Raw genomic sequence first — 19802 nt, 5'->3', positions numbered from 1 at the left:
AGAATTCACCGAATGCACCAAAATTCGGGAAGGCGGCGTCGTGGTCGAGCTCGTCAAGTCCCTCCCCTCTGGCGAGGGTCTGGACGCCGCGACCGGCGAGTACAAGGCGCCACGGCTTCACCCCACAGCGTCCGGCCCGCCGCGCCTGCGAACAGCAGCCCGCCGCGGTGCGCACGTGGCTGGACGAGGACTGTCCGGCGATTGAGGCACCGGCGAAGGCCGAGGGCGCGGTGATCGCGTGGGTCGACCAGTGCGGGCTGCGCTCCGACACCGCAAGGCCGCTCGTGGGCCCCGAAGGGCCGTACGCCGATCGTGCGGGTGACCGGTAAGCGGCTGCGGGTCAACATCATGTCCGCGGTCGCCTCACGCGACGCGTTGTGGTTCACCGTGTTCACCGAGCGGTTCACCGCGGCCGTGTTCACCGCGTTTCTCGACCGTGTGGCCCGTCAGGCGGGTCGGAAGGTGCACGTCGTCGCCGACCGGCATCCGGTGCGCCGAAGCAAGGCGGTCCGCGCCTGGCTGAAGACCAACGCCGACCGGGTCGAGTTGTACCTGAGGCCCGGCTACAGCCCCGAGCTCAACCCCGGCGAGCTGCGGGGCGCCGACCTGAAACACAACGTCAACGCATCCCGCGCCCACAACGCCGACCGACTCGCCCACGAGACCCGACGCTTGCTACGCCGCCGCCAACGCCAGCCGCACATCGTCCGCAGCTACTTTCAAGCTTCGCACGTTCGCTACGCCATCATGCAGGCAACCGAGCACCTTCGGCTCAACAGGTGTTCCTCCAGAATTCAGCGAATATGTCGGGACTTTCACCCCGCCTGGGCAGCGGTCGACCGTGGAACCGCGGTTTCGAGCGATCGAACGGACGACACGGATCGCACCTGTGAAGGCAGGTCCTTCTGAACAGCTGATCATTGGTGTTTGATCGAGGTCGAGCAGGGAAGCCGCAGTGACGGTAGAATCCGCGTCGAAGTCACGACGAGGGCGATCTCTCGCTCCACCGAATTCCGGACCTCGGGAACACGGCACCATGTAAATTCATCAGAATGTTCTACCGCAGTCCTGTCGTGGACACAAACAACGTCCGCGGTCAGGCGCAGCTCGAATCATTTTCGGCCAGCATGAACACCCCGTTCCGCCACCTGGAACGAGCGCTTGCTGAATCGTTTTTCAGTCACCACACTGCTTGAGTGCAAGTCGTTGATTTCGCGTCGTGGAGGACCCTGCGGTGACAGTTGTGATCGAGAAGTACATGTCCATGTACCCCTTTTCGGTCAAAGAGGGGGTTGAAACAGCCGAAAGGATGCTCGGTCACCGCTACCCCCACGAAAAGTCGATCATCACCGGCGAGCTCCTCGCCCTGATCTTCATCTGCGGGAAGCCGGAGTTCAGGCTGAACGAGCTGGTGTTCGGGTCCGACAAGAAGATGGACCACGTCAACTCGTGGCTTCTTGAGAAACTGACCGAACTGAAGGGCCTCGGCTGCAACGACAGGCTGCTGGCCAGCGTGTACCAAAACTTCTGGGTCAGATCAGAAGGGAAGATGTTCAGGGAGGTTGAGTCCCTCGGCAAAACCAGGGACCTGGACGTCGCGGATTGGGTTCGGGCGCGAACCGGGTTCCCCGGACTCTTCTACACGATGTGCTTGGCCGTGATGGACATCGACGAACCCGAGCCGATTCTCGCTGCTACCTACGAGAAGATGGTGGTGTTCATCGACGACATCAATGACATCGCTTCGATGGTCAGGGACCGCCGAGACGGAGTGCTGAACTCGCTGGAACTCACAGAGAGCCCGCACTCCAGGACGCTGAGTGCCATCGCTGATATTTTCTGCGTAATCCAGAGGTTCAATCCCGACGTGGTCGAAAAGATTGCCCTCTTCATGATGGACTACATCTACCTGCACCTCGACAGCCCGCGATACAAGGACATGGGGCCATCGGACAGGAAGATCTGCGAGAGCTGGATTGCGCTGCTCGAGGGGTACTTGGCCAGCTACAAACTGACTCAGAAAGAACTCGCATAGCCTGACACGTGAGCGTCACGCCAGCCGATGACGACCTGGTGATCGCCTCAGCGTCCGTTTCCGAGCTTGATCGGGGTGTGGGCCTTTGGTGCGCAGACGAGGAACTCCTGGTAGATCGGACGTTGTCGAAGCGCCGTTCCACCAGGAGTTCCGTTGTCATCGTGCCCGATTCCCGCGGGCGGGTCCCACCGCGGGAGCCCTCTGCTGTCGCCTGGTCGTCTCCCACCCGCCCACCGTGCGGACGGCCCGGTATCCCACCGATGTCACCGACGCCCAGCGGGCCGTGCTCGACCCGCTGCTACCTGATCCGGCGTGTCTGGCCGGTCGGGTGGGCGGTGGGAGAAGCGCTGTCGCCGGGTGATCGTGGAAGCGATCCTCTACGTGGTCGACAACGGCATCAAGTGGCGGGCACTTCCGGCCGACTTTCCACCCTGGCCGGCGTCTACAAGCGTTTCGCCGCCTGGGAGAAGGTCGGCGTCACACAGCTGCCGCCGGACGCGTTGCGTGACCGGGTCCGGCTGGCGCAGGGGCGGGTGGCGGCGCCGTCGGCGGCAGTCATGGACTCGCAGTCGGTGCGCGCCGCGGAGACCGTGGGCCGGGCCACGCGGGGGTTGGGACGGCGGGAAGAAGGTCGCGGGCCGCAAGCGCCACATCGCCGTGGACACGATGGGTTTGTTGCTGGCGGTGCTGGTGACGCCGGCGTCGACGCAGGACCGGGTCGCCGCCCGCAGCCTGCTGCGGCGGATGCGCACCACCGCTGGCGGCCGGGTGGCGTTGGTGTGGGCCGACGGCGGCTACACCGCCTCTTCGTGTCCGAGGCTGGCCGCATCGAGTCCTGCGAGCTGACCTGGCAAGCGTTGATGACCAGTGCGTTGTCGCCGCAGGAATCCGTCAAGCTGCTCGACACTGCTGCCAAGCAACTGCGTGACGGCAAGACGAGGAGGTACGGGCATGATCCCGGACCTGGGTACGGCGACCTGGCGCAAGTCGAGTCGCTCTGGCGGCAACGGAGGCCAGTGCGTCGAGCTGGCCCTGATCGGTGAGCACGGCGCCGCGCGTGACAGCAAGAATCCCGAAGGAGATGTGCTGATCTTCGGAGAGAACGCGTTGGCCTTCTTCCTCAACGCGACCAAGACCGGCCGTTTCTGACGGCCGGCCACACGACGGGCGGCAGCGGCTTCAGCTGCCGCCTTTCGCCGCATCGACCCGTGAAATCCCCAGAACCCCAGAAAGCTCAAAGCATGATCGTGGGCGTGACAACGGTCCGCCCGGGCTCCCCGCGAGAATTCACCAGGTGCACCAGGATCTGCGTGGTCCCGGCCGGGACGTCGGGCAGGACGAACCGCCCCCCGTCATCGGCCTGGGTGCAGGACGACTGGTGATCGGCGACCCTGACCTCGACCGTGTGCTCCCCGGCCGGCACCAGCCACCCGTCGATCCGGTGCCGCGACCCGGTGGACGTGAAGTTCACCATCAGCGTCAGGTTGTCCACGGTGAACGTGATCGTGCCGGTCTGCCCCCCGCGCACCCCGGCGAACGACCCGGCCCGCTCCCAGCGCGCCACCTCGACGTCGAGCGACTCGAGGGCGATCGCGAACTTCACGCGGTCCACCAGGTCGGCGGGTGGCGGGTCCAGTTCGTCGACGAGCCTGTTCAGTTCGGAGAGGACTGCGGTGTCCTCGGGGCCCCTGCGGTCGTCGCGCGGGTCGATCTCGTTCACCGCGATCCTCCTTCCGTCTCCAGGTAGTTGCGCAGCAGTGTCAGGCACCGTCCCCTGGTCGGACCGATGCTGCCGTGGGGCATGGCCAGCGCCTCGGCCACCGCTCGGTACTCCGCGCGGCCCGCGAGCACGGTGAGCCGGAGCAGTTCCTGGCACCTCGTCGTCAGGCGGCCGAACGCGAGCCACAGGCGGCGGTCGCGGTCGTCCATCAGCGTCACGTCCTCGGGCAGGCCGGTGTCGGACTCGAGCTGCTCGGCGTACTCGTCGGACAGGTGCGTTTCACGCTTGTTGGGTGTCCAGGTTCGGCGCGCTTCACGCCTCGTCGTGACCACCAGGTAGCCGACCAGGGCTTTTGGCTCGTTGATGTTCTCGATGTTCTTCAAGAACGCGAGCCACACGGTCTGCACGACGTCTTCGGCGACGGACTTGTCGAGACCCTGGCCTCGTGCGACGTGCCAGAGCAGCGGGGTCAGCTCGGTCACGAGGACGTCCAGCGCGTGGCGGTTGCCCTCGCGTGCGGCGGCCACGCAGACCGCATGACGTTCGGTGCCTTCAAGCCCGTCCCACGGCGGACGGTCATCCGCCGTGTGCAGCTCGTCCATGCAGCACCTCCGATCGGCCGCCCCTGTCAGCGCCGTCCGCCAACTCATGAAGGGCTAACTGGGCGGTAGATACAAAGTTCACTCGGATGGAGCAGTATCACCGCCGCAACAGCCTCATCTTCCTCCGGGCATGCCAACGGCCCGTGATTCCCCCTTGCATCACGGGCCGCCGGTGTGGAAGCCGCGCCGGCCGGCACCCCTCGAACCGACCGACGCGGGCTCCGCGCCTGGATCACTCGCTCATCTCAGAAGAGCGGAACTCAGGCGAGCAGATACACGCCTCTGACGCGCGGAACGGCGAAAGCGCTCCCGATTCGCGAAAGCACATGCGATTCGCCGTTATGGTCCAGACCATGCCGATTCTCGAAGTGATCGCACTGGACGCGCAGGACGCCGAGGCCGCCCAGGCCGGAGGCGCCGACCGGCTCGAACTGGTCGCCGACATGGCCTCCGACGGGCTCACGCCGTCGGTCGCCACCTTCCGGGAGGTGCGGCGCGCCGTCGACCTCCCCGTCCGCGTGATGCTGAGGGACGCCCAGGGGTTCGCGCCGGGTGATCTCAGGCAGTTGCGGCGGCGGGCGGCGGAGCTCCGCGAGGCGGGCGCGACGGAGTTCGTGCTCGGCTTCCTCGACGCCGAGGGCGAGGTCGACGAGGGCGTCACCCTCAACCTCGTCGCGGAGTTGGAGGGGTGTGCCTGGACGTTCCACCGCGCGCTCGACAACTCGAACGACGTCTTCCGCTCCTGGGAGGTCGTCCGGGGGCTCGGCTGCGACACCGTCCTCGCCGCGGGCAGCGCGAAAGGCGTGGAGGAGGGGATCGAGAACCTGAAGGCGCTCGTCGCGCAGGCACCTCCCGCACTGCTCGTCGGCGGCGGTCTCCAGGCCCGGCACGTCCCGGAACTGCTGGTGGCGGGCGTGGACGGCTTCCACGTCGGCAGTGCGGTGCGTCCGCACGGGTGGGATTCGCCGGTCGACAGCGCGTCCGTCCGGGAATGGGTCGATCGTCTGGTCTAGACCCTTGACCGCGTCCGTTCTACAGTCACGTTGCTTCCTGTGAAATGGCTGTTGCACTATATGCAATACGGAGGGCGCGATGAGGCTGAAGACACTCGTGGCCGTGCTGGGCGTAGGCGCGGTGGTCGCCTGCGCTCCGGTGCAGTCCGGACCGACGAACTCCGGCACCGACGAGCAGACCGGGCAGGTGCGGGTCTGGCTGTTCGACGAGGTGAACCGGGGTCCCAAGGAAGCGGTCGTCAAGGAGGCGATCTCCGAGTTCCAGGGCAAGCACAGCGGCGTGACCGTCGACGTGCAGTACATCCAGGTGTCGAGCAGGGCCGAGCGCTTCAAGGCGGCCTTCAGCGACCCGAAGAGCGCGCCGGACGTCGCGGAGTTCGGCAACACCGACCTCGCGGGCTACGTCTCCGCGGGCGGCTTCTCCGAGCTCGACCTGAGCGGGTGGGCCGAGTCGAAGGACCTCGTCCCGACGATCCTCGACACGGCCAAGGTCGACGGGAAGACCTACGGCGTGCCGTGGTTCGTCGGCGTCCGCGCGCTCTACTACCGCACCGACGTGTTCTCCGAGCTCGGCCTCGAGCCCCCCACGTCGCTCGACGAGATCGCGCCGCTGGCGAGGGAGATCCGGCAGCGCAAGCCCGAGCTGATCGGCATCTCCGCCGGCGGCAAGTACCTGTTCGCCGCCCTGCCGTTCATCTGGGCCAACGGCGGCGACCTCGCCAGGTCCGACGGCGGCAAGTTCACCGCCGCGATCGACAGCCCTCAGGCCAGGGCCGGTGTCGCGAAGTACACCGAGCTGATCAAGGACGACATCTGCCCGCCCGCCGCCTGCGCGGGCAACGGTGGTGACGCGAGCGTCGAGGCGTTCCGCGCCGGCAAGGCCGCGATGACCATCGGCGGCGACTTCAACCGCAAGTCCGTCGACGCGTCGAGCGCCGCCGGCAAGTACGCCGTCGTGCCGCTGCCCGGCAAGGACAAGGGCTCCATCGCCCCCGCGTTCGCCGGCGGCAACCTGCTCGGCGTCATGAAGGGCACGCAGCGCAAGACGCTCGCCACCGAGTTCACGCAGCTGCTCGCGTCGAAGAAGTACCAGCAGAAGATGTACGCGGCGATGGGCAACCTGCCGACGTTCAGCGACGTGCAGAAGCAGGTCGCCGACTCCGACAAGTTCCTGGAGCCGTTCACCAAGACGCTGCAGGCCGGCACGAAGTTCGTCCCCGTCACGCCGGCATGGGCGAAGATCGAGGCGCAGGCCGTGGTGCCGACGTTGTTGCAGGAGGTCGTGACCGGCGCGAAGAACGTCGACACGGCCACCGCCGACGCCGCCAAGACGATGAACGCGGCCTTCACGTCGTGAGCGTGACCGCCAGAGGCCAGGGGCGGACCGCGTTCGCCTACCTGGCTCCAGCGCTGCTGGTGCTCGCAGGCCTGCTGGCCTACCCGATCTACCAGCTGGTGCTCATCTCGCTCTACGACTACGGCCAGGAGCAGGTGAGCGGCGGGGCGCCGCTCGAGTTCCTCGGTCTCGGGAACTACCGGGAACTGCTGGGCAACCAGCAGTTCTGGGGTGTGCTCGGGCAGACCGTCGCCTTCGCGGCGGTCTGCGTGGTCGGCACGTTGCTGGTGGGCGCGTTCCTCGCGGTCCTCGCCACGAGGGTCCGCACCTGGGTCCGGATGACGTTGTTCCTGGCGGCTCTCGGCGCGTGGTCCACGCCCGCGGTCGCCGGCTCGACGATCTGGCTCTTCCTGTTCGACGCGAACTTCGGGTTCGTGAACGAGGTCCTGGGCATCCAGGGCTTCTCCTGGACGTTCGACAAGTGGACGGCGTTCGGACTCGTTGCCGCGCAGGTGATCTGGTGCTCGTTCCCGTTCGTCATGGTGACGCTCTTCGCGGGCATCAAGGCGATCCCGGGTGAGGTGCTGGAGGCCGCGGCGCTGGACGGCGCCTCGGCGTTCCGCACGGCGTGGAGCGTCACGCTGCCGTTGCTGCGGCCGATCATCCTCGTGGTGACGATCCAGTCGATCATCTGGGACTTCAAGGTCTTCACGCAGATCTACGTGATGACCAACGGTGGCGGCATCGCCGGGCGCAACCTCGTGCTCAACGTCTACGCCTACCAGCAGGCGTTCGCGGCGTCCGAGTACGGCCTGGGCGCGGCCATCGGTGTCGTGATGACCGTGCTGCTGCTGGGCATCACGATGTTCTACCTCCGCGCGCTGCGGCGGTCGGGGGAGGTCCTGTGAGGCGCTGGATCACCGAGGCGTTCGTCCTCGTCGTCGCCGCCGTGGTGGCGTTCCCGCTGTTCTGGATGGTCCTGTCCGCGTTCAAGCCGGAGGACGAGATCATCTCGGCCGACCCGGTGCCGTGGACGACGCGGCCGACGCTCGACAGCTTCACCCGTGCGCTCACGGTCGCGAACTTCGGGCGCTACTTCCTGAACAGCATCATCGTCGCGTTGATCGTGGTGGCCCTGAGCATCCTGATCTCGTTCCTCGCGGCGACCGCGCTGACCCGGTTCCGCTTCCGCAGCCGCACGACGTTGCTGATCATGCTGCTGGTCGTGCAGATGGTGCCGGTCGAGGCGTTGACCGTGCCGCTGTTCTTCCTGATGCGGTCGGTCGGCGACAGCGTTCCGGTCTTCGGCCTGAACCACCTCGGCTCGCTCGTGCTGGTGCACCTCGCGTTCAGCCTGCCGTTCGCGATCTGGATGCTGCGGGGCTTCGTCGCCGCGGTGCCGGTGGAGCTCGAGGAGGCCGCCACCCTGGACGGCGCCTCGCGGTTCCGCTTCCTGTGGCAGGTGCTGTTCCCGCTCGTCGCGCCCGGCCTGGTGGCGACGAGCGTGCTGTCGTTCATCCACGCCTGGAACGACTTCCTGTTCGCCAAGACGTTCATCATCTCGGCCGTGGAGAACCAGACCCTGCCGCTGGCTCTCCAGGTGTTCGTCAAACCCGACCAGAACGATTGGGGCGCGATCATGGCGGGCTCCACCCTGATGACCATTCCCGTGCTGATCTTCTTCGTGCTCGTGCAGCGCCGGCTCGTGTCCGGTCTCGCGGGGGCGGTGAAGGGATGAACCTGCTGCCACGCCCGGTGTCCTACGTGGACGGTGGACGGCTCTGCGAGTACCGGGGCTGGGAGACCGTCCTCGTGGACGGGCCGCCCGGCGGCTACCGGCTGCTCTCGTCCGACGAAGGCGTGCTCATCGAGGCCAACGACGCGGCCGGCGAGATGAACGCGCTGCAGACCCTGCGCCAGCTGCTCGGCGCCCGTGCGTTCCGGGCGGCGGGGGAGAAGCCCCGGTTCATCCCGGCCTGCGAGGTCGTCGACCACCCGCGGTTCCCCTGGCGCGGCGTGATGCTCGACGTCGCGCGGCACTTCCTGCCCAAGCGGGAGGTGCTGCGCTGGGTCGAGCTGCTGTCCGTGCACAAGCTCAACGTCCTGCACCTGCACCTCACCGACGACCAGGGCTGGCGCTTCGAGTGCCGGCACTACCCGAAGCTCACCGAGGTCGGGTCGTGGCGGGAGGACTCGCGGTTCGGCGACCGGCGCTCCGGTGGGCTGAAAGGCCGTCCGCACGGCGGTTTCTACACGCAGGACGACCTGCGCGAGATCGTCGAGTACGCGCGGGCGCGGCACGTCGCGGTAGTACCGGAGATCGACGTCCCCGGCCACTCGCAGGCCGCGATCGCGGCCTACCCGGAGCTGGGCGTGCACGGCGGTGGCGTCTGGACCGACTGGGGCGTCAACGAACGCGTGCTCAACACGGACGAGTCCACAGTGGACTTCTACCGGAACGTGTTCGACGAGCTGATGGACGTCTTCCCCGGCGAGTTCATCGGGCTCGGCGGCGACGAGGCACCCGGCCACGAGGACGGCGTGCTGGTCAGGGCCATCGCCGAGCACATCGCGGGCAAGGGCCGGCGGCCGTACGGGTGGGACGAGGTCCTGGACGCCCGCCCGCTGCCGAAGGGCACGGTGGTCGCGTCCTGGCGCGGTGTGGAGGGCGGCGTCACGGCGCTGCGCGAGGGCCACGACGTGGTGATGTGCCCCGAACAGCACGTCTACCTGGACTACCGGCAGTCGGAGTCGCCCGGCGAACCGATCCCGGTCGGGACGGTGACGACGCTGGAGGACGTCCACGCGTGGGAGCCGGTGCCGGCGGAGGTCACGGGAACGGAGCCCGGACGGTTGCTGGGCGCGCAGGCGAACATCTGGACCGAGCACCTCGACTCGGCCCGGCGGGTGGACTACGCGGCGTTCCCGAGGCTGGCCGCGTTCGCCGAGGTCATGTGGTCACCGGCGGAGAAGGATCCCGGTTTCGTGCAGCGGCTGCGGGAGCACCACCTGCCGCGTCTCGACGCCCTGGGGGTGGAGTACCGGCCCCTGGACGGACCCCACCCCTGGCAGCGGCTCCCCGGTGTTCCCGGCTTTCCACGCTGATCACACGGCCGGCTCTTCCTCGGGCATGAGGATCCAGGCGGCGACGTAGAGGACGGCTCCGGTGCCGAACCCGAGCAGCGTCGCCGCCACCAGGACGATCCGCATGATCGCGGCGTCGACGCCGATCATCTTGGCGACGCCGCCGCAGACACCGGCGAGCATCTTGTCGCTGCGGCTCCTGCGGAGCTTCTTGACCTGGGCTGTCGCGTCGTCGAGCACGTTGTTCGTCATGGCTCAAGAGTCGTCGGGACGAGGCCGCGGCACATCGGTGACCACCCGGAACCCGACCCTGAACCGGGGTCGGGGGACCGGGGTTCCACCCGAGGCGGAACTCGTTGCCCTCGACGTCCCGCAGCACGCGCACCACACGACCTTGCCCTCGGAACCCGCTGGAAGTGGAAGCGCGGGCCCTCGGCGGCCGGATCGGCGGCGGCCGACCACGAGTGGCTCCGGAACTCCGCGACCCGCACGGGTTCCGCGCAGCCGAACGTGACCTGGACCTGCTTGATCGACCCCACCTCACGAGGCTGGTCGTACCCTGACCCTCGTGGAGTCCCCCGAGGGGCGGGGCTGCGCCGCGTGAGCCACGAGGTCATCCGGGGCGACCCGCACGCGGGCGAAGACGGCTACCGGCCGGTCCAGCGCCACGTCGTGCACGCCCTGGAAGAACTGCTGGAGGAGGTGCGCCGTGCGTGATGTCCTCTACGACCTCGCCGAACGGGTGGCGAACGGCGAGACGGTCGGCGTCGGCACGGTGGTCGCGACCTTCAGCTCGGCACCCCGGCCGGCGGGCGCGGCGATGCTCGTGACGCAGGACGGCGAGGCGGTCGGCAGCGTGTCCGGCGGCTGCGTCGAGGGAGCTGTGTACGACTTGGCGCAGGAGACCACCGAACCGGTCCTGCAGCGGTACGGCGTGAGCGACGACGACGCGTTCGCGGTCGGGCTGACCTGTGGCGGGATCATCGACATCTTCGTCGAGAAGATCGACGCCGAGTCCTTCCCGCAGCTCGGCGAGGTAGTGGAGGCGGTGCGCGCCGGGGAACCGGTCGCCGTGGCGACGGTGGTCGAGCACCCGGACGGCGTCGGCCGGCGCATGGTCGTCTGGCCGGACCGCCGTGACGGCACTCTCGGCAGCGCACGGATCGACGACGCCGTCACCGACGACGCGCGCGGCATGCTGGCCTCGGGACGCAGCGGCGTGCTCCGGTACGGACCGGACGGTCAGCGGCGTGGCGAGGGTATGAGCGTCTTCGTGAACTCGTTCGAACCGCCGCCGCGCATGCTGGTGTTCGGAGCGATCGACTTCGCCGCCGCGATGGCCAGGCTCGGCGCGTTCCTCGGCTACCGCGTGACGGTGTGCGACGCACGGCCGGTCTTCGCGACGCGCAGCCGTTTCCCCGAGGCGGACGAGGTCGTCGTGGACTGGCCACACCGGTACCTGCGGCGTGAAGCGTCCAAGCTCGACGAACGCTCCGTGATCGCGGTGCTGACGCACGACCCGAAGTTCGACGTGCCGCTGCTGGAGGTCGCGTTGCGGCTCAAGGTCGGCTACGTCGGAGCGATGGGGTCGCGCCGCACGCACGAGGACCGCCTGCAACGCCTGCGGGAAGCGGGTCTGACCGAGTCGGAGCTGACCGCGCTGGCCTCGCCGATCGGCCTGGACCTCGGCGCGCGGACTCCCGAGGAGACGGCGGTGTCGATCGCCGCCGAGATCATCTCCCTGCGGTGGGGAGGAACCGGCAGGCGCCTGGTCGACCTCGGCGAACCGATCCACCGCTGATCGGGTTGGTGGTTCCGCGGAGATCAGGCCGGCGCGACTCGGTCGCGGCCTGATCTCCGAGGTCAGCGGCGAGCTCGTCGGCCAGTTCGCGGAATGCCTGGCGAGCACGCCGGGATCCGTGGATCCTGGCGAGGTGGCGCAACAGCAGCATCTCCGAGTCGTACCCGACGAGCCGATCGACCTGATCGACACGGCAGGCGTTCCGGTGTTGAAGCGCGTGCTGCCCGTTGCGGCCGCTGTGCTGGCCGTCGTGCTGTTAGTGGTCCTGCGACGCCGGCGGCAGCGCTGAGCCGTGCGACCCGGTGGCCCGCCTTGGTGCTGGTCACCGGGTTCGTGCTGTCCGGGTGCACCGGTTCCCCGGTCGTGGTCACCTCCGAGCCGGCCCCGCCGCCGACCTCCTCCGGCCCACCCCCGGCGCGGTCGTTCGTCCTGACCGCGGGCGGTGACGTCCTCATCCACCCGGCGCTGACCGAGCAGGCCGTCGCCGACGGGGGCGCGGCCGGACGCGACTTCCGGCCGTTGTTCTCGGGGATCGAGGAAGCGCTGAAGGCCGACCTCTCGCTCTGCCACCTCGAGGTGCCGCTCGGCACCAAGGAGGGCCCGTTCTTCGGCTACCCCGCGTTCCTGGCGCCGCCCGAGGTGGCGAAGGGCCTGGTCGACGTGGGCTACGACTCGTGCTCGACCGCCTCGAACCACACGCTCGACCGCGGTGTCGCGGCGATCACGACGACCCTGGACGCGATGGACGCCGTCGGCCTCAAGCACACCGGCTCGTTCCGCACGCAGGAGGAGTCCACGGCGCCGCTGGTCCTCGACGCGGGCGGTGTGAAGGTGGCCCAGCTGTCGTTCACCTACGGCTTCAACGGCATTCCGTTGCCCCAGCCGTGGCGCGCGAACCAGATCAACGCCGCGAAGATCCTCGCCGACGCCCGCGCCGCGCGTGCCGCCGGAGCCGAGGTCGTCGTGCTGTCCGTGCAGTGGGGCAACGAGTACCAGCACGAGGCGACCGCGGACCAGAAGGCACTGGCCCGCCAGCTGCTCGCCGATCCCGCGCTCGACCTGATCATCGGCACGCACGTGCACGTCGTGCAGCCGTTCGAGAAGATCGGCTCCAAGTGGGTCGCCTACGGCCTGGGCAACGAGGTCGCCCGGCACGCCGAACCCCGCGGCGTGACCGAGGAGGGCGTGATCGCGCGCTTCAAGTTCGAGCAGGGACCGTCGGGCTGGTCCGTCGTCGAGGCCTCCTACACCCCGACACTGGTCGAGCTGGGGCCGCCGATCAGGCTCGTCGACCTCACCAGGGTGCCCGCGACCGAGCGGCGGACGCAGGCGATCAACCGGACCGAGGGCATCGTGTTCAGCATGGGCGCCGACGGCCAGGGACTCACCCGGCGCAAGCCCTGACCCGGTCGAACCGCTCCACCCACACCGGGTCACCCGTCTCGAACTCGGCGATCCGGTCGGGCTCCGGCGCCTGGCGCAGCACGGGCAGGAAGCCGTTCACGGGCGTGAGCGACTCGCTCGTGACGTCGCCGTCGAGCAACTGCACCGTCGCGAGCCCGCACGCGTAGTCGAGGGCCGGCAACGCCGCCGCCAGCGCGACCCCCGCCGCCATGCCGACCGACGTCTCCAGCGCCGACGACACCACGCACGGCAGCCCGCACGCCTCGGCCACCTCCAGCGCCCTGCGCACCCCGCCGAGCGGCGCCACCTTGATCACCGCGATGTCCGCGGCTCCCGACACGGCCACCTTCAGCGGGTCGTCCGCCTTGCGGATCGACTCGTCGGCGGCGATCGGGACGCCGGCCCTCCTGCGGACCGCCGCCAGTTCGTCCAGCGTCCGGCACGGCTGCTCCACGTACTGGAGACCTCCGGCGGCCCGGTCCATGGCCTTGATCGCCGTGACGGCCGTGTCGACGTCCCACATCATGTTCGCGTCGACCCGGACCGCCCCCTGCGGCCCGAGCGCGTCCCGTACCGCCTCGAGCCGCGCGCAGTCCTCCGCGAGCGTGGACTCGGCGACCTTCACCTTGGCCGTGGAGCACCCGGAGCGCTTCACGATCTCGTGCGCCCTCTCCGGGCTGACGACGGGCACGGTGCAGTTGACGGGAACGCGGTCGCGGACCGGCGCCGGCCAGCCCTCGTTCGCGGCCTCCAGCGCACACGCGAGCCAGGCCGAAGCCTCCTCGTCCCCGTACTCCTCGAACGGGCAGAACTCGCCCCACCCGGCCGGACCTTCGAACAGCAGACCGGTGCGCCGCGTGATGCCGCGGAAGCGGGCGCGCAGCGGGATGGAGTAGACGTGCACGGCCCGATTCAAGCGCACCTGCGCAGCTCCAGCGAACGCCCACCCCCGCGCAGGTTGACGCTGCCGACCGGCTGCAGGCCCAGCACCGTGCACACGATCTGCTGGACGGCGGTGCCGCTGAGCTGCGACACGTCCGTCGAGAGGTTCACGTCGAGCCCGTTGGCGACGCGGTCGATGGTGGCCGGTGCCGCGTCGAACGGGACCTCGGTGCCGAGACCGAGGCTCTGCTCGGCCGCTGTCGGGCCCTGGGCGAGCAGGGCGATGACGTCGAAGCCGCTGAGGCTGCCCCGGGGACGGCTGGTGGGGACCACCGTGCCGCCGGGCGACGCCCAGTAGAGCGACGGGGTGGTGTTCTCGACGGGGCCGCTCGGAGCTTGGAGGCCGGGGATCGGGTCGGTGGGGCGGATGCCGCAGGCGGAGAGGAGGGCGAGGGCGACCAGGCCGAGCCCGCGCAGCCGGCGGCGCCTCACGAGCCGCCGTCCAGCGGCAGCCGCAACGTGAACAAGGCCCCGCCTCCCGGCCGGTTCGCCGCTTCCAGCGTCCCCCCGTGCAGCCGCGCGTTCTCCCAGGCGATCGCCAGCCCGAGGCCCGACCCCTCCGACCGTCCGCGCGCCGAGTCCGCCTTGAAGAACCGCGCGAACACGTGCGGCAGGACCTCCGCGGGCAGCCCCGGCCCGCTGTCGGCGACCTCGATCACCAGGGAGGACTCCGACACCGACAGCACCAGCGACACCGGCGGCGAGCCGTGCCGCAGGGCGTTGCCGACCAGGTTCGCCACGATCACGTCGAGGCGTCGCGGGTCCAGGCGCGCCCGCACGTCGGTGGGCAGCGTCGTCTGCACCTCGAAGCCGCGCATCCGCAGGCAGGCGCGCACGACCTCGGCCACGTCGACGTCGTCCAGCGCCAAGGCCGCCGTGCCCGAGTCGAACCTCGTCACCTCGATCAGGTCGTTGACCAGGCGCGTCAGGTTCAGCGTCTCGCGGTTCACCAGCCGCGCCGCCTGGCCGGCCACTCCCGGCAGCGACGCCGTCTCGGCGTCCAGGACGTCGGTCACGGCGGTCATCGCGGCGAGAGGAGTCCTCAGTTCGTGGGACACGTCGGCGACGAACCGCCGTGCGTCCGCCTCCATCCGCCGCAGCTCCAGGACGTGGTGCTCCAGCGAGGACGCGGTGCTGTTGAAGGTCGACGCCACGGACGCCAGCTCGTCGCGGCCGCGCACCGGCACGCGGGCGGACAGGTCCCCCTGGCCGAGCCTCCACGCCGCCAGCCGCAGTTCGCGCACGGGGCGCAGGACGCCGCGGGCCGCCAGCAGGCCCAGGGCCAGGGCGAGGACCAGCACGGCGCCGCCGATGAGCCACGCGTTGCGGGCCAGTTCGCCGACGAACGCGATCTCCGACGTGAACGGCCTCAGCACGTACACCTCGATGCCCGAGGTGCCGCCGCCCGTCACCCGCAGCTGCATGCCGATGACGAGCCACACGCTGTCCGCGTACGACACGCGCTGCCAGCCGACGCGTCCGGACGCCACCAGGGCCCGCAGCTCGGTCGTGATCACGGACGGGTCCATGCCGCCCGCGAAGAGGCCGTTGCCGTACGCCAGCGCCGAGCCCTCGCGGCCGGAGACCCGTGCGGCGACGCGGTCCAGGGTCGCGGCGTCCACCGGCCGCGCGGGCAGCGGGTAGAGCTGCTCGACGCGGTTCGTGGTCTCGATGACGGCGTTGTCCTGGGCTCGCTGCACGATGGCGTCGCGCGCCCGCACGTACCCGGCACCGGCCACGGCCGAGGCGGTCACGACGGTCAGGAAGGCGAACGCGAGCAGCAGCCGCAGGCGGAGCGTCACAGCGGTCCGAACCGGTAGCCGAAGCCCCGCACGGTCTGGACGTACCGCGGCGCGGCCGGGTCGTCCTCCAGCTTCGAGCGCAGCCGCTGCACGCAGGCGTCGACCAGCCGCGAGTCGCCGAGGTAGCCCTGGTCCCACACGGACTGCAGCAGCTGTTGCCGCGACATCACGCGGCCCGGCGACGAGGACAGCTCCAGCAGCAGCCGCAGCTCCGTCGGCGCCAGCGACACCGGTTGCCCGAGCCGCGTCACGACGAGACCGTCGCGGTCGATCGTCAGGTCGCCGTGGCGTTCGGCGACGACCTCGGTGGCCGAGGCGGTCGACCGCCGCAGCACGGCGCGGATGCGGGCCTCCAGCACGCGGGCCTGGGCGGGCTTGGCCACGTAGTCGTCCGCGCCCGCCTCCAGGCCGGCCACGACGTCGATGTCGTCGTTGCGCGCGGTCAGCATGATGATCGGCAGGTCACCGGCGGCGCGGATGCGGCGGCACACCTCGAACCCGTCCACGCCCGGCAGCATCAGGTCGAGCACCACGACGTCGGGCGTGGCGGTCCTCAGCAGCTCGAGCCCCTCCTCACCCGTGCGCACCGCTTCGACGGTGTGCCCCTGGTAGGTCAGGGCGAGCGACAGCCCCTCGCGGACCGCCTCGTCGTCCTCGATCAGCAGTACGCGCGGCATGCCCCCAGCCTTCCCGACTCCTCTGATGAGGACGTTCTCGCCGCGTCATCGTTGCGTAACGACCGCTGGGACCCGGTGGCGGCGGTCTAGTCGAGAGCGGCGGTGTGGCGCAGCTGCTGCGGCGTCGGGTCCGCGACCAGGACCCGCAGCGCGGCCGCGAACTGGTCGAAGCGCCGGTCGAACTCGGCCAGCTCGCGCGAGGGCTCCGCGACCAGCGCCGCCCTGCCCGGCCTGGGCACGGCGGACGCCAGCGCGTCGCGCACCGGCTGGGCCCGGCGCAACGCCACGAGCAGCGTCCACAGCCGTTGCTCGACGAGCGCCACCTGCACCGGGTCTCCGGTCACGCGCAGGAAGTCGGACCGCACGGCCGTGGCGCGGCGGCGTTGCGAGGGGCAGGTGAAGTCGCCGGACCGGACCACGTCGGTGTCCGGGGCGGAGCGGGCCAGCGACTCCTCCGACCGGAACCGCCGCGAAGGCACGGTCCCGGCCGGGTTCCACATCCACCAGGAGGTCATCCGACCAGGTCGTCCGCGTCGACGATCTTGTAGGCGTAGCCCTGCTCCGCGAGGAACCGCTGCCGGTGGGCGGCGTACTCGGTGTCGAGGGTGTCGCGCGAGACGACCGAGTAGAAGTGCGCCTGCCGGCCGTCGCCCTTGGGCCGCAGCAACCGGCCGAGGCGCTGCGCCTCCTCCTGCCGGGAGCCGAACGTGCCGGACACCTGCACGGCGACGGACGCCTCGGGCAGGTCGATGGAGAAGTTCGCGACCTTGGAGACCACCAGGGTGCGGAGCTCGCCCCTGCGGAACCTGTCGAAGAGCTCCTCGCGCTCCTTGTTCTTCGTCGACCCCTTGATCACCGGCGCCCCCAGCTCCTCGCCCAGCTCGTCGAGCTGGTCCAGGTAGGCGCCGATCACCAGCGCCGGCTCGTCGGGGTGCTGCTCGAGCACCCGCCGGACCACCGGGAGCTTCGTCCGCGCGGTCGAGCAGAGCTTGTAGCGCTCCTCGGGCTCGGCCGTCGCGTACAGCAGCCGCTCGTTGTCGGTCAGCGTCACGCGGACCTCGGTGCACTCGGCGGGCGCGATCCAGCCCTGCGCCTCGATGTCGCGCCACGGCACGTCGTAGCGCTTCGGCCCGATCAACGAGAAGACGTCGCCCTCCTGGCCGTCCTCGCGCACCAGCGTCGCGGTCAGCCCGAGCCGCCTGCGGCTCTGCAGGTCCGCCGTCATCCGGAAGACCGGGGCCGGCAGCAGGTGGACCTCGTCGTAGACGATCAGGCCCCAGTCGCGGGAGTCGAACAGCTCCAGGTGCTTGTACTCGCCCTTCGACTTGCGGGTGATCACCTGGTAGGTCGCGATCGTGACCGGCCGGATCTCCTTGCGCTCGCCCGAGTACTCGCCGATCTCCTCCTCGGTGAGCGACGTGCGCGCGATCAGCTCGCGCTTCCACTGCCGCCCGGCCACCGTGTTCGTGACCAGGATCAGCGTGGTCGCCTGCGCCTCGGCCATCGCCGCCGCGCCGACCAGCGTCTTGCCGGCGCCGCAGGGCAGCACGACCACGCCGCTGCCGCCCGCCCAGAACGCCTGCGCCGCGAGCCGCTGGTAGTCGCGCAGCTTCCAGCCGGCCTCGTCCAGCTCGATCGGGTGCGCCTCGCCGTCGACGTACCCGGCCTCGTCCTCGGCGGGCCAGCCGACCTTGAGCAGCAGCTGCTTGAGCCGCCCGCGCTCGCTCGGGTGCACGACGACCGTGTCGTCGTCGATCCGCGCGCCGAACATCGGCGCGATCTTCTTGTGGCGCAGCACCTCTTCGAGCACCGCGCGGTCGTGGGAGTGCAGGACCAGCCCGTGGGCGGGGTTGTTGGCCAGCACGAGCCGCCCGAAGCGGCTCATCGTGTCGACCACGTCCACCAGCAGCGGCTGCGGCACCGGGTAGCGGCTGAACCGCACCAGCGCGTCCACCACCTGCTCGGCGTCGTGCCCCGCCGCGCGCGCGTTCCACAGCGCCAGCGGCGTCACCCGGTACGTGTGCACGTGCTCCGGTGCCCGCTCCAGCTCGGCGAACGGCGCGATGGACGTGCGCGCTTCGTCGGCGAGCGGGTGGTCGACCTCGAGGAGCAGCGTCTTGTCCGACTGGACGATCAAAGGGCCATCGGTCACGCCCCCAGTCTCCCTGACGACGCCAAATGTGCTCGACCTGCGTCAGCTGGTGACGACAGGTGTGAGCCGACACACCGAGCCCACACGACGTGTCGTACGTTCTGGCCCATGAGCACCGAGTCGACTGATCCCGTCGAGCCGCCGGCCGCGGTGGCACCGGCTCCCGAAGAGGCCGGGACCGACGAGTCGCCCAAGAAGAACTGGCTGAAGTTCGTCATCGTCGGCCTGCTGGCCGTCGTGCTGGTCGGCGGTGGCGTGTGGGCGCTCACGTCGCTGGGCGGCGTCAAGGTCGGCGACTGCGTCAGCGCCTCGCCGAAGGACGTCGACAAGCCCGACGGCGAGTGGAACATCTCGTCGCAGGGCTGCGGCGACACCGCCGCCACCCACCGGGTGGCCGCCCTGCTGGGCAACGCCGAGGACCAGTGCCCGGCCGAGGGCATCTACGAGCAGATGCAGGCCGACGGCGGCAAGTCGATGTGCCTCATGCCGAACCTCGCCGAGGGCAACTGCTACACGTCGAGCGACGACGGCGCCTTCAAGAAGGAAGCCTGCACCACCGAGTCGCCGGTGAAGATCGTGAAGAAGGTCGACGGCCTGCCCGAGGAGGGCTCGGTGTGCCCGGAGGGGTCGAGCGAGCTGCGGTTCAGCGAGCCGGCGTCGGTCTACTGCATGGGTGTGCACGAAGGGTCCTGATCGGGTGAACCCGGTTGAGTTCGAACCCGCACGGCGCCGATACCCGGGCCATGAAGAAGGTCGGCCTGGGCATCGGCGTCGTCCTCGCGCTCGTGCTGCTCGGCGGGGTCGTGCTGACCCAGCGCGGTGACGCGGCCAGGGCCGGCGACTGCGCGCGCATCTCCGGCACGCTCGACGCGCCGAGGTACGAGGCCCTCGACTGCGGTTCCGACCGGGCGAACGTCAAGATCGCCAAGGTCCTGCGGTGGAACGAGAAGTCCTGTCCGTCCGGCGGCATGGACTACTCGACGTACACGGGCGGCTCCACGCTCTGCCTGATGCCGAACTTCGTCGAGGGCTCCTGCTACGGCCAGGACTCCGACACCGGCATCGCGAAGGTCGACTGCGCGACGGAGGACTCGGTCGAGGTCGCCAGGGTGATCGCCGGCAAGACCGACCGCGCCGCCTGCGGCGAGTCCCGCGCGGCGGTCTTCCCCGAACCCGCGGTCACGTTCTGCCTGGAGCGCGGCGGCCGGCGGCGGTGACCTCCCGGGTGCGGCGC

Annotated in this window: 23 protein-coding genes and 1 pseudogene; 15 read left to right on the top strand and 9 right to left on the bottom strand. The window is 69.8% G+C overall.

Annotated elements, in window-relative coordinates; translation table 11 throughout:
• Positions 1–68 precede the first annotated feature (68 nt).
• The 5 genes and pseudogenes from L6E10_RS41205 (at position 69) to L6E10_RS17950 (ending at position 3184) form a co-directional block, all read left to right on the top strand.
• Positions 69–329 (top strand): winged helix-turn-helix domain-containing protein, encoded by a 261-nt coding sequence (locus L6E10_RS41205; RefSeq protein WP_374237091.1) that lies wholly within the window; start codon positions 69–71, stop codon positions 327–329.
• A pseudogene (locus L6E10_RS17965) lies at positions 280–909 on the top strand (transposase); the annotation flags it as partial. The gene L6E10_RS41205 and the pseudogene L6E10_RS17965, both read left to right, overlap by 50 nt.
• A 310-nt stretch (positions 910–1219) precedes the next feature.
• Positions 1220–2035, top strand: a complete 816-nt coding sequence (locus L6E10_RS17960) for a hypothetical protein (RefSeq protein ID WP_236220643.1) — start codon at positions 1220–1222, stop codon at positions 2033–2035.
• A 312-nt stretch (positions 2036–2347) separates the two neighbouring features.
• The gene (locus L6E10_RS40855; protein WP_308102811.1) at positions 2348–2881 is read left to right on the top strand and encodes a transposase; all 534 of its coding nucleotides are present in this window, start codon (positions 2348–2350) and stop codon (positions 2879–2881) included.
• A 105-nt stretch (positions 2882–2986) separates the two neighbouring features.
• The gene (locus L6E10_RS17950; RefSeq protein WP_090097443.1) at positions 2987–3184 is read left to right on the top strand and encodes a DUF397 domain-containing protein; all 198 of its coding nucleotides are present in this window, start codon (positions 2987–2989) and stop codon (positions 3182–3184) included.
• Between the two features lie 85 nt (positions 3185–3269).
• Here the strand turns inward: L6E10_RS17950 and L6E10_RS17945 are convergent, their stop codons facing one another.
• Both L6E10_RS17945 and L6E10_RS17940 read right to left on the bottom strand, forming a co-directional pair.
• Positions 3270–3746, bottom strand: coding sequence for a carboxypeptidase regulatory-like domain-containing protein (locus L6E10_RS17945; RefSeq protein ID WP_374237089.1), 477 nt, complete (start codon positions 3744–3746; stop codon positions 3270–3272).
• Positions 3747–3751: 5 nt separating this feature from the next.
• Positions 3752–4357 carry an RNA polymerase sigma factor gene (locus L6E10_RS17940; protein WP_236220641.1) on the bottom strand — a complete coding sequence of 202 codons (606 nt, stop codon included), beginning with the start codon at positions 4355–4357 and terminating at the stop codon, positions 3752–3754.
• 341 nt (positions 4358–4698) lie between these two features.
• Here L6E10_RS17940 and L6E10_RS17935 point away from each other — a divergent pair, with 341 nt between their 5' ends.
• The 5 genes from L6E10_RS17935 (at position 4699) to L6E10_RS17915 (ending at position 9811) form a co-directional block, all read left to right on the top strand.
• A complete protein-coding gene (locus L6E10_RS17935; RefSeq protein ID WP_374236879.1) occupies positions 4699–5370 on the top strand; it encodes a copper homeostasis protein CutC in 672 nt (223 codons plus the stop codon).
• A 79-nt stretch (positions 5371–5449) separates the two neighbouring features.
• The gene (locus L6E10_RS17930; RefSeq protein WP_236220639.1) at positions 5450–6727 is read left to right on the top strand and encodes an extracellular solute-binding protein; all 1278 of its coding nucleotides are present in this window, start codon (positions 5450–5452) and stop codon (positions 6725–6727) included.
• 2 nt (positions 6728–6729) lie between these two features.
• The gene (locus L6E10_RS17925) at positions 6730–7614 is read left to right on the top strand and encodes a carbohydrate ABC transporter permease (protein ID WP_236220638.1); all 885 of its coding nucleotides are present in this window, start codon (positions 6730–6732) and stop codon (positions 7612–7614) included.
• A complete protein-coding gene (locus tag L6E10_RS17920) occupies positions 7611–8444 on the top strand; it encodes a carbohydrate ABC transporter permease (RefSeq protein ID WP_236220637.1) in 834 nt (277 codons plus the stop codon). Before L6E10_RS17925 ends, L6E10_RS17920 begins: the two co-directional genes overlap by 4 nt.
• Positions 8441–9811 carry a beta-N-acetylhexosaminidase gene (locus L6E10_RS17915; RefSeq protein ID WP_236220636.1) on the top strand — a complete coding sequence of 457 codons (1371 nt, stop codon included), beginning with the start codon at positions 8441–8443 and terminating at the stop codon, positions 9809–9811. The genes L6E10_RS17920 and L6E10_RS17915 overlap by 4 nt, the downstream gene beginning before the upstream one ends.
• Here L6E10_RS17915 and L6E10_RS17910 read toward each other — a convergent pair whose 3' ends face one another.
• Positions 9812–10042, bottom strand: coding sequence for a PspC domain-containing protein (locus tag L6E10_RS17910; RefSeq protein ID WP_236220635.1), 231 nt, complete (start codon positions 10040–10042; stop codon positions 9812–9814).
• A gap of 457 nt (positions 10043–10499) precedes the next feature.
• Here L6E10_RS17910 and L6E10_RS17905 point away from each other — a divergent pair, with 457 nt between their 5' ends.
• The 3 genes from L6E10_RS17905 to L6E10_RS17895 all read left to right on the top strand — a co-directional run bounded on the left by L6E10_RS17905 (position 10500) and on the right by L6E10_RS17895 (position 12995).
• Entirely contained in the window at positions 10500–11591 is a 1092-nt protein-coding gene (locus tag L6E10_RS17905) for an XdhC/CoxI family protein (RefSeq protein ID WP_236220634.1), read from the top strand.
• Positions 11592–11724: 133 nt separating this feature from the next.
• A complete protein-coding gene (locus tag L6E10_RS17900) occupies positions 11725–11880 on the top strand; it encodes a hypothetical protein (protein WP_236220633.1) in 156 nt (51 codons plus the stop codon).
• Between the two features lie 26 nt (positions 11881–11906).
• Positions 11907–12995, top strand: a complete 1089-nt coding sequence (locus L6E10_RS17895; protein WP_308102831.1) for a CapA family protein — start codon at positions 11907–11909, stop codon at positions 12993–12995.
• Here the strand turns inward: L6E10_RS17895 and L6E10_RS17890 are convergent.
• The 6 genes from L6E10_RS17890 to L6E10_RS17865 form a co-directional block, all read right to left on the bottom strand.
• Entirely contained in the window at positions 12976–13899 is a 924-nt protein-coding gene (locus L6E10_RS17890; RefSeq protein ID WP_236221111.1) for an o-succinylbenzoate synthase, read from the bottom strand. The genes L6E10_RS17895 and L6E10_RS17890 overlap by 20 nt on opposite strands.
• 8 nt (positions 13900–13907) lie before the next feature.
• On the bottom strand, positions 13908–14369 hold the full coding sequence (locus L6E10_RS17885) for a GerMN domain-containing protein (protein ID WP_236220631.1): 462 nt from the start codon (positions 14367–14369) through the stop codon (positions 13908–13910).
• Entirely contained in the window at positions 14366–15739 is a 1374-nt protein-coding gene (locus L6E10_RS17880) for a HAMP domain-containing sensor histidine kinase (protein ID WP_236220630.1), read from the bottom strand. The genes L6E10_RS17885 and L6E10_RS17880 overlap by 4 nt, the downstream gene beginning before the upstream one ends.
• A complete protein-coding gene (locus tag L6E10_RS17875; protein WP_236220629.1) occupies positions 15736–16416 on the bottom strand; it encodes a response regulator transcription factor in 681 nt (226 codons plus the stop codon). The genes L6E10_RS17880 and L6E10_RS17875 overlap by 4 nt, the downstream gene beginning before the upstream one ends.
• Positions 16417–16502: 86 nt before the next feature.
• Entirely contained in the window at positions 16503–16931 is a 429-nt protein-coding gene (locus tag L6E10_RS17870) for a hypothetical protein (protein WP_236220628.1), read from the bottom strand.
• Entirely contained in the window at positions 16928–18568 is a 1641-nt protein-coding gene (locus L6E10_RS17865; RefSeq protein WP_236220627.1) for a DNA repair helicase XPB, read from the bottom strand. The genes L6E10_RS17870 and L6E10_RS17865 overlap by 4 nt, the downstream gene beginning before the upstream one ends.
• 108 nt (positions 18569–18676) lie before the next feature.
• Between L6E10_RS17865 and L6E10_RS17860 the strand changes: the two genes are divergently transcribed.
• Together L6E10_RS17860 and L6E10_RS17855 are read left to right on the top strand one after the other, a co-directional pair.
• The gene (locus tag L6E10_RS17860; RefSeq protein ID WP_236220626.1) at positions 18677–19261 is read left to right on the top strand and encodes a hypothetical protein; all 585 of its coding nucleotides are present in this window, start codon (positions 18677–18679) and stop codon (positions 19259–19261) included.
• Between the two features lie 50 nt (positions 19262–19311).
• On the top strand, positions 19312–19785 hold the full coding sequence (locus L6E10_RS17855; RefSeq protein WP_236220625.1) for a hypothetical protein: 474 nt from the start codon (positions 19312–19314) through the stop codon (positions 19783–19785).
• Positions 19786–19802: the final 17 nt, after the last annotated feature.

The sequence above is a fragment of the Lentzea sp. CC55 genome (assembly GCF_021056325.1).
In the GTDB taxonomy this organism is placed as follows: Bacteria; Actinomycetota; Actinomycetes; order Mycobacteriales; family Pseudonocardiaceae; genus Lentzea; species Lentzea jiangxiensis.
Note: the sequence above shows the minus strand (reverse complement) of the source record. Positions and strands in the feature narration are given on the sequence as shown.

Bases quoted from the DNA above. Each gene is read 5' to 3' on its own strand.
- L6E10_RS17950 (WP_090097443.1), top strand. From the start codon at position 2,987: ATGATCCCGGACCTGGGTACGGCGACCTGGCGCAAGTCGAGTCGCTCT.
- L6E10_RS17940 (WP_236220641.1), bottom strand. From the start codon at position 4,357: ATGGACGAGCTGCACACGGCGGATGACCGTCCGCCGTGGGACGGGCTT.
- L6E10_RS17935 (WP_374236879.1), top strand. From the start codon at position 4,699: ATGGTCCAGACCATGCCGATTCTCGAAGTGATCGCACTGGACGCGCAG.
- L6E10_RS17930 (WP_236220639.1), top strand. From the start codon at position 5,450: ATGAGGCTGAAGACACTCGTGGCCGTGCTGGGCGTAGGCGCGGTGGTC.
- L6E10_RS17915 (WP_236220636.1), top strand. From the start codon at position 8,441: ATGAACCTGCTGCCACGCCCGGTGTCCTACGTGGACGGTGGACGGCTC.
- L6E10_RS17910 (WP_236220635.1), bottom strand. From the start codon at position 10,042: ATGACGAACAACGTGCTCGACGACGCGACAGCCCAGGTCAAGAAGCTC.
- L6E10_RS17875 (WP_236220629.1), bottom strand. From the start codon at position 16,416: ATGCCGCGCGTACTGCTGATCGAGGACGACGAGGCGGTCCGCGAGGGG.
- L6E10_RS17870 (WP_236220628.1), bottom strand. From the start codon at position 16,931: ATGACCTCCTGGTGGATGTGGAACCCGGCCGGGACCGTGCCTTCGCGG.
- L6E10_RS17860 (WP_236220626.1), top strand. From the start codon at position 18,677: ATGAGCACCGAGTCGACTGATCCCGTCGAGCCGCCGGCCGCGGTGGCA.
- L6E10_RS17855 (WP_236220625.1), top strand. From the start codon at position 19,312: ATGAAGAAGGTCGGCCTGGGCATCGGCGTCGTCCTCGCGCTCGTGCTG.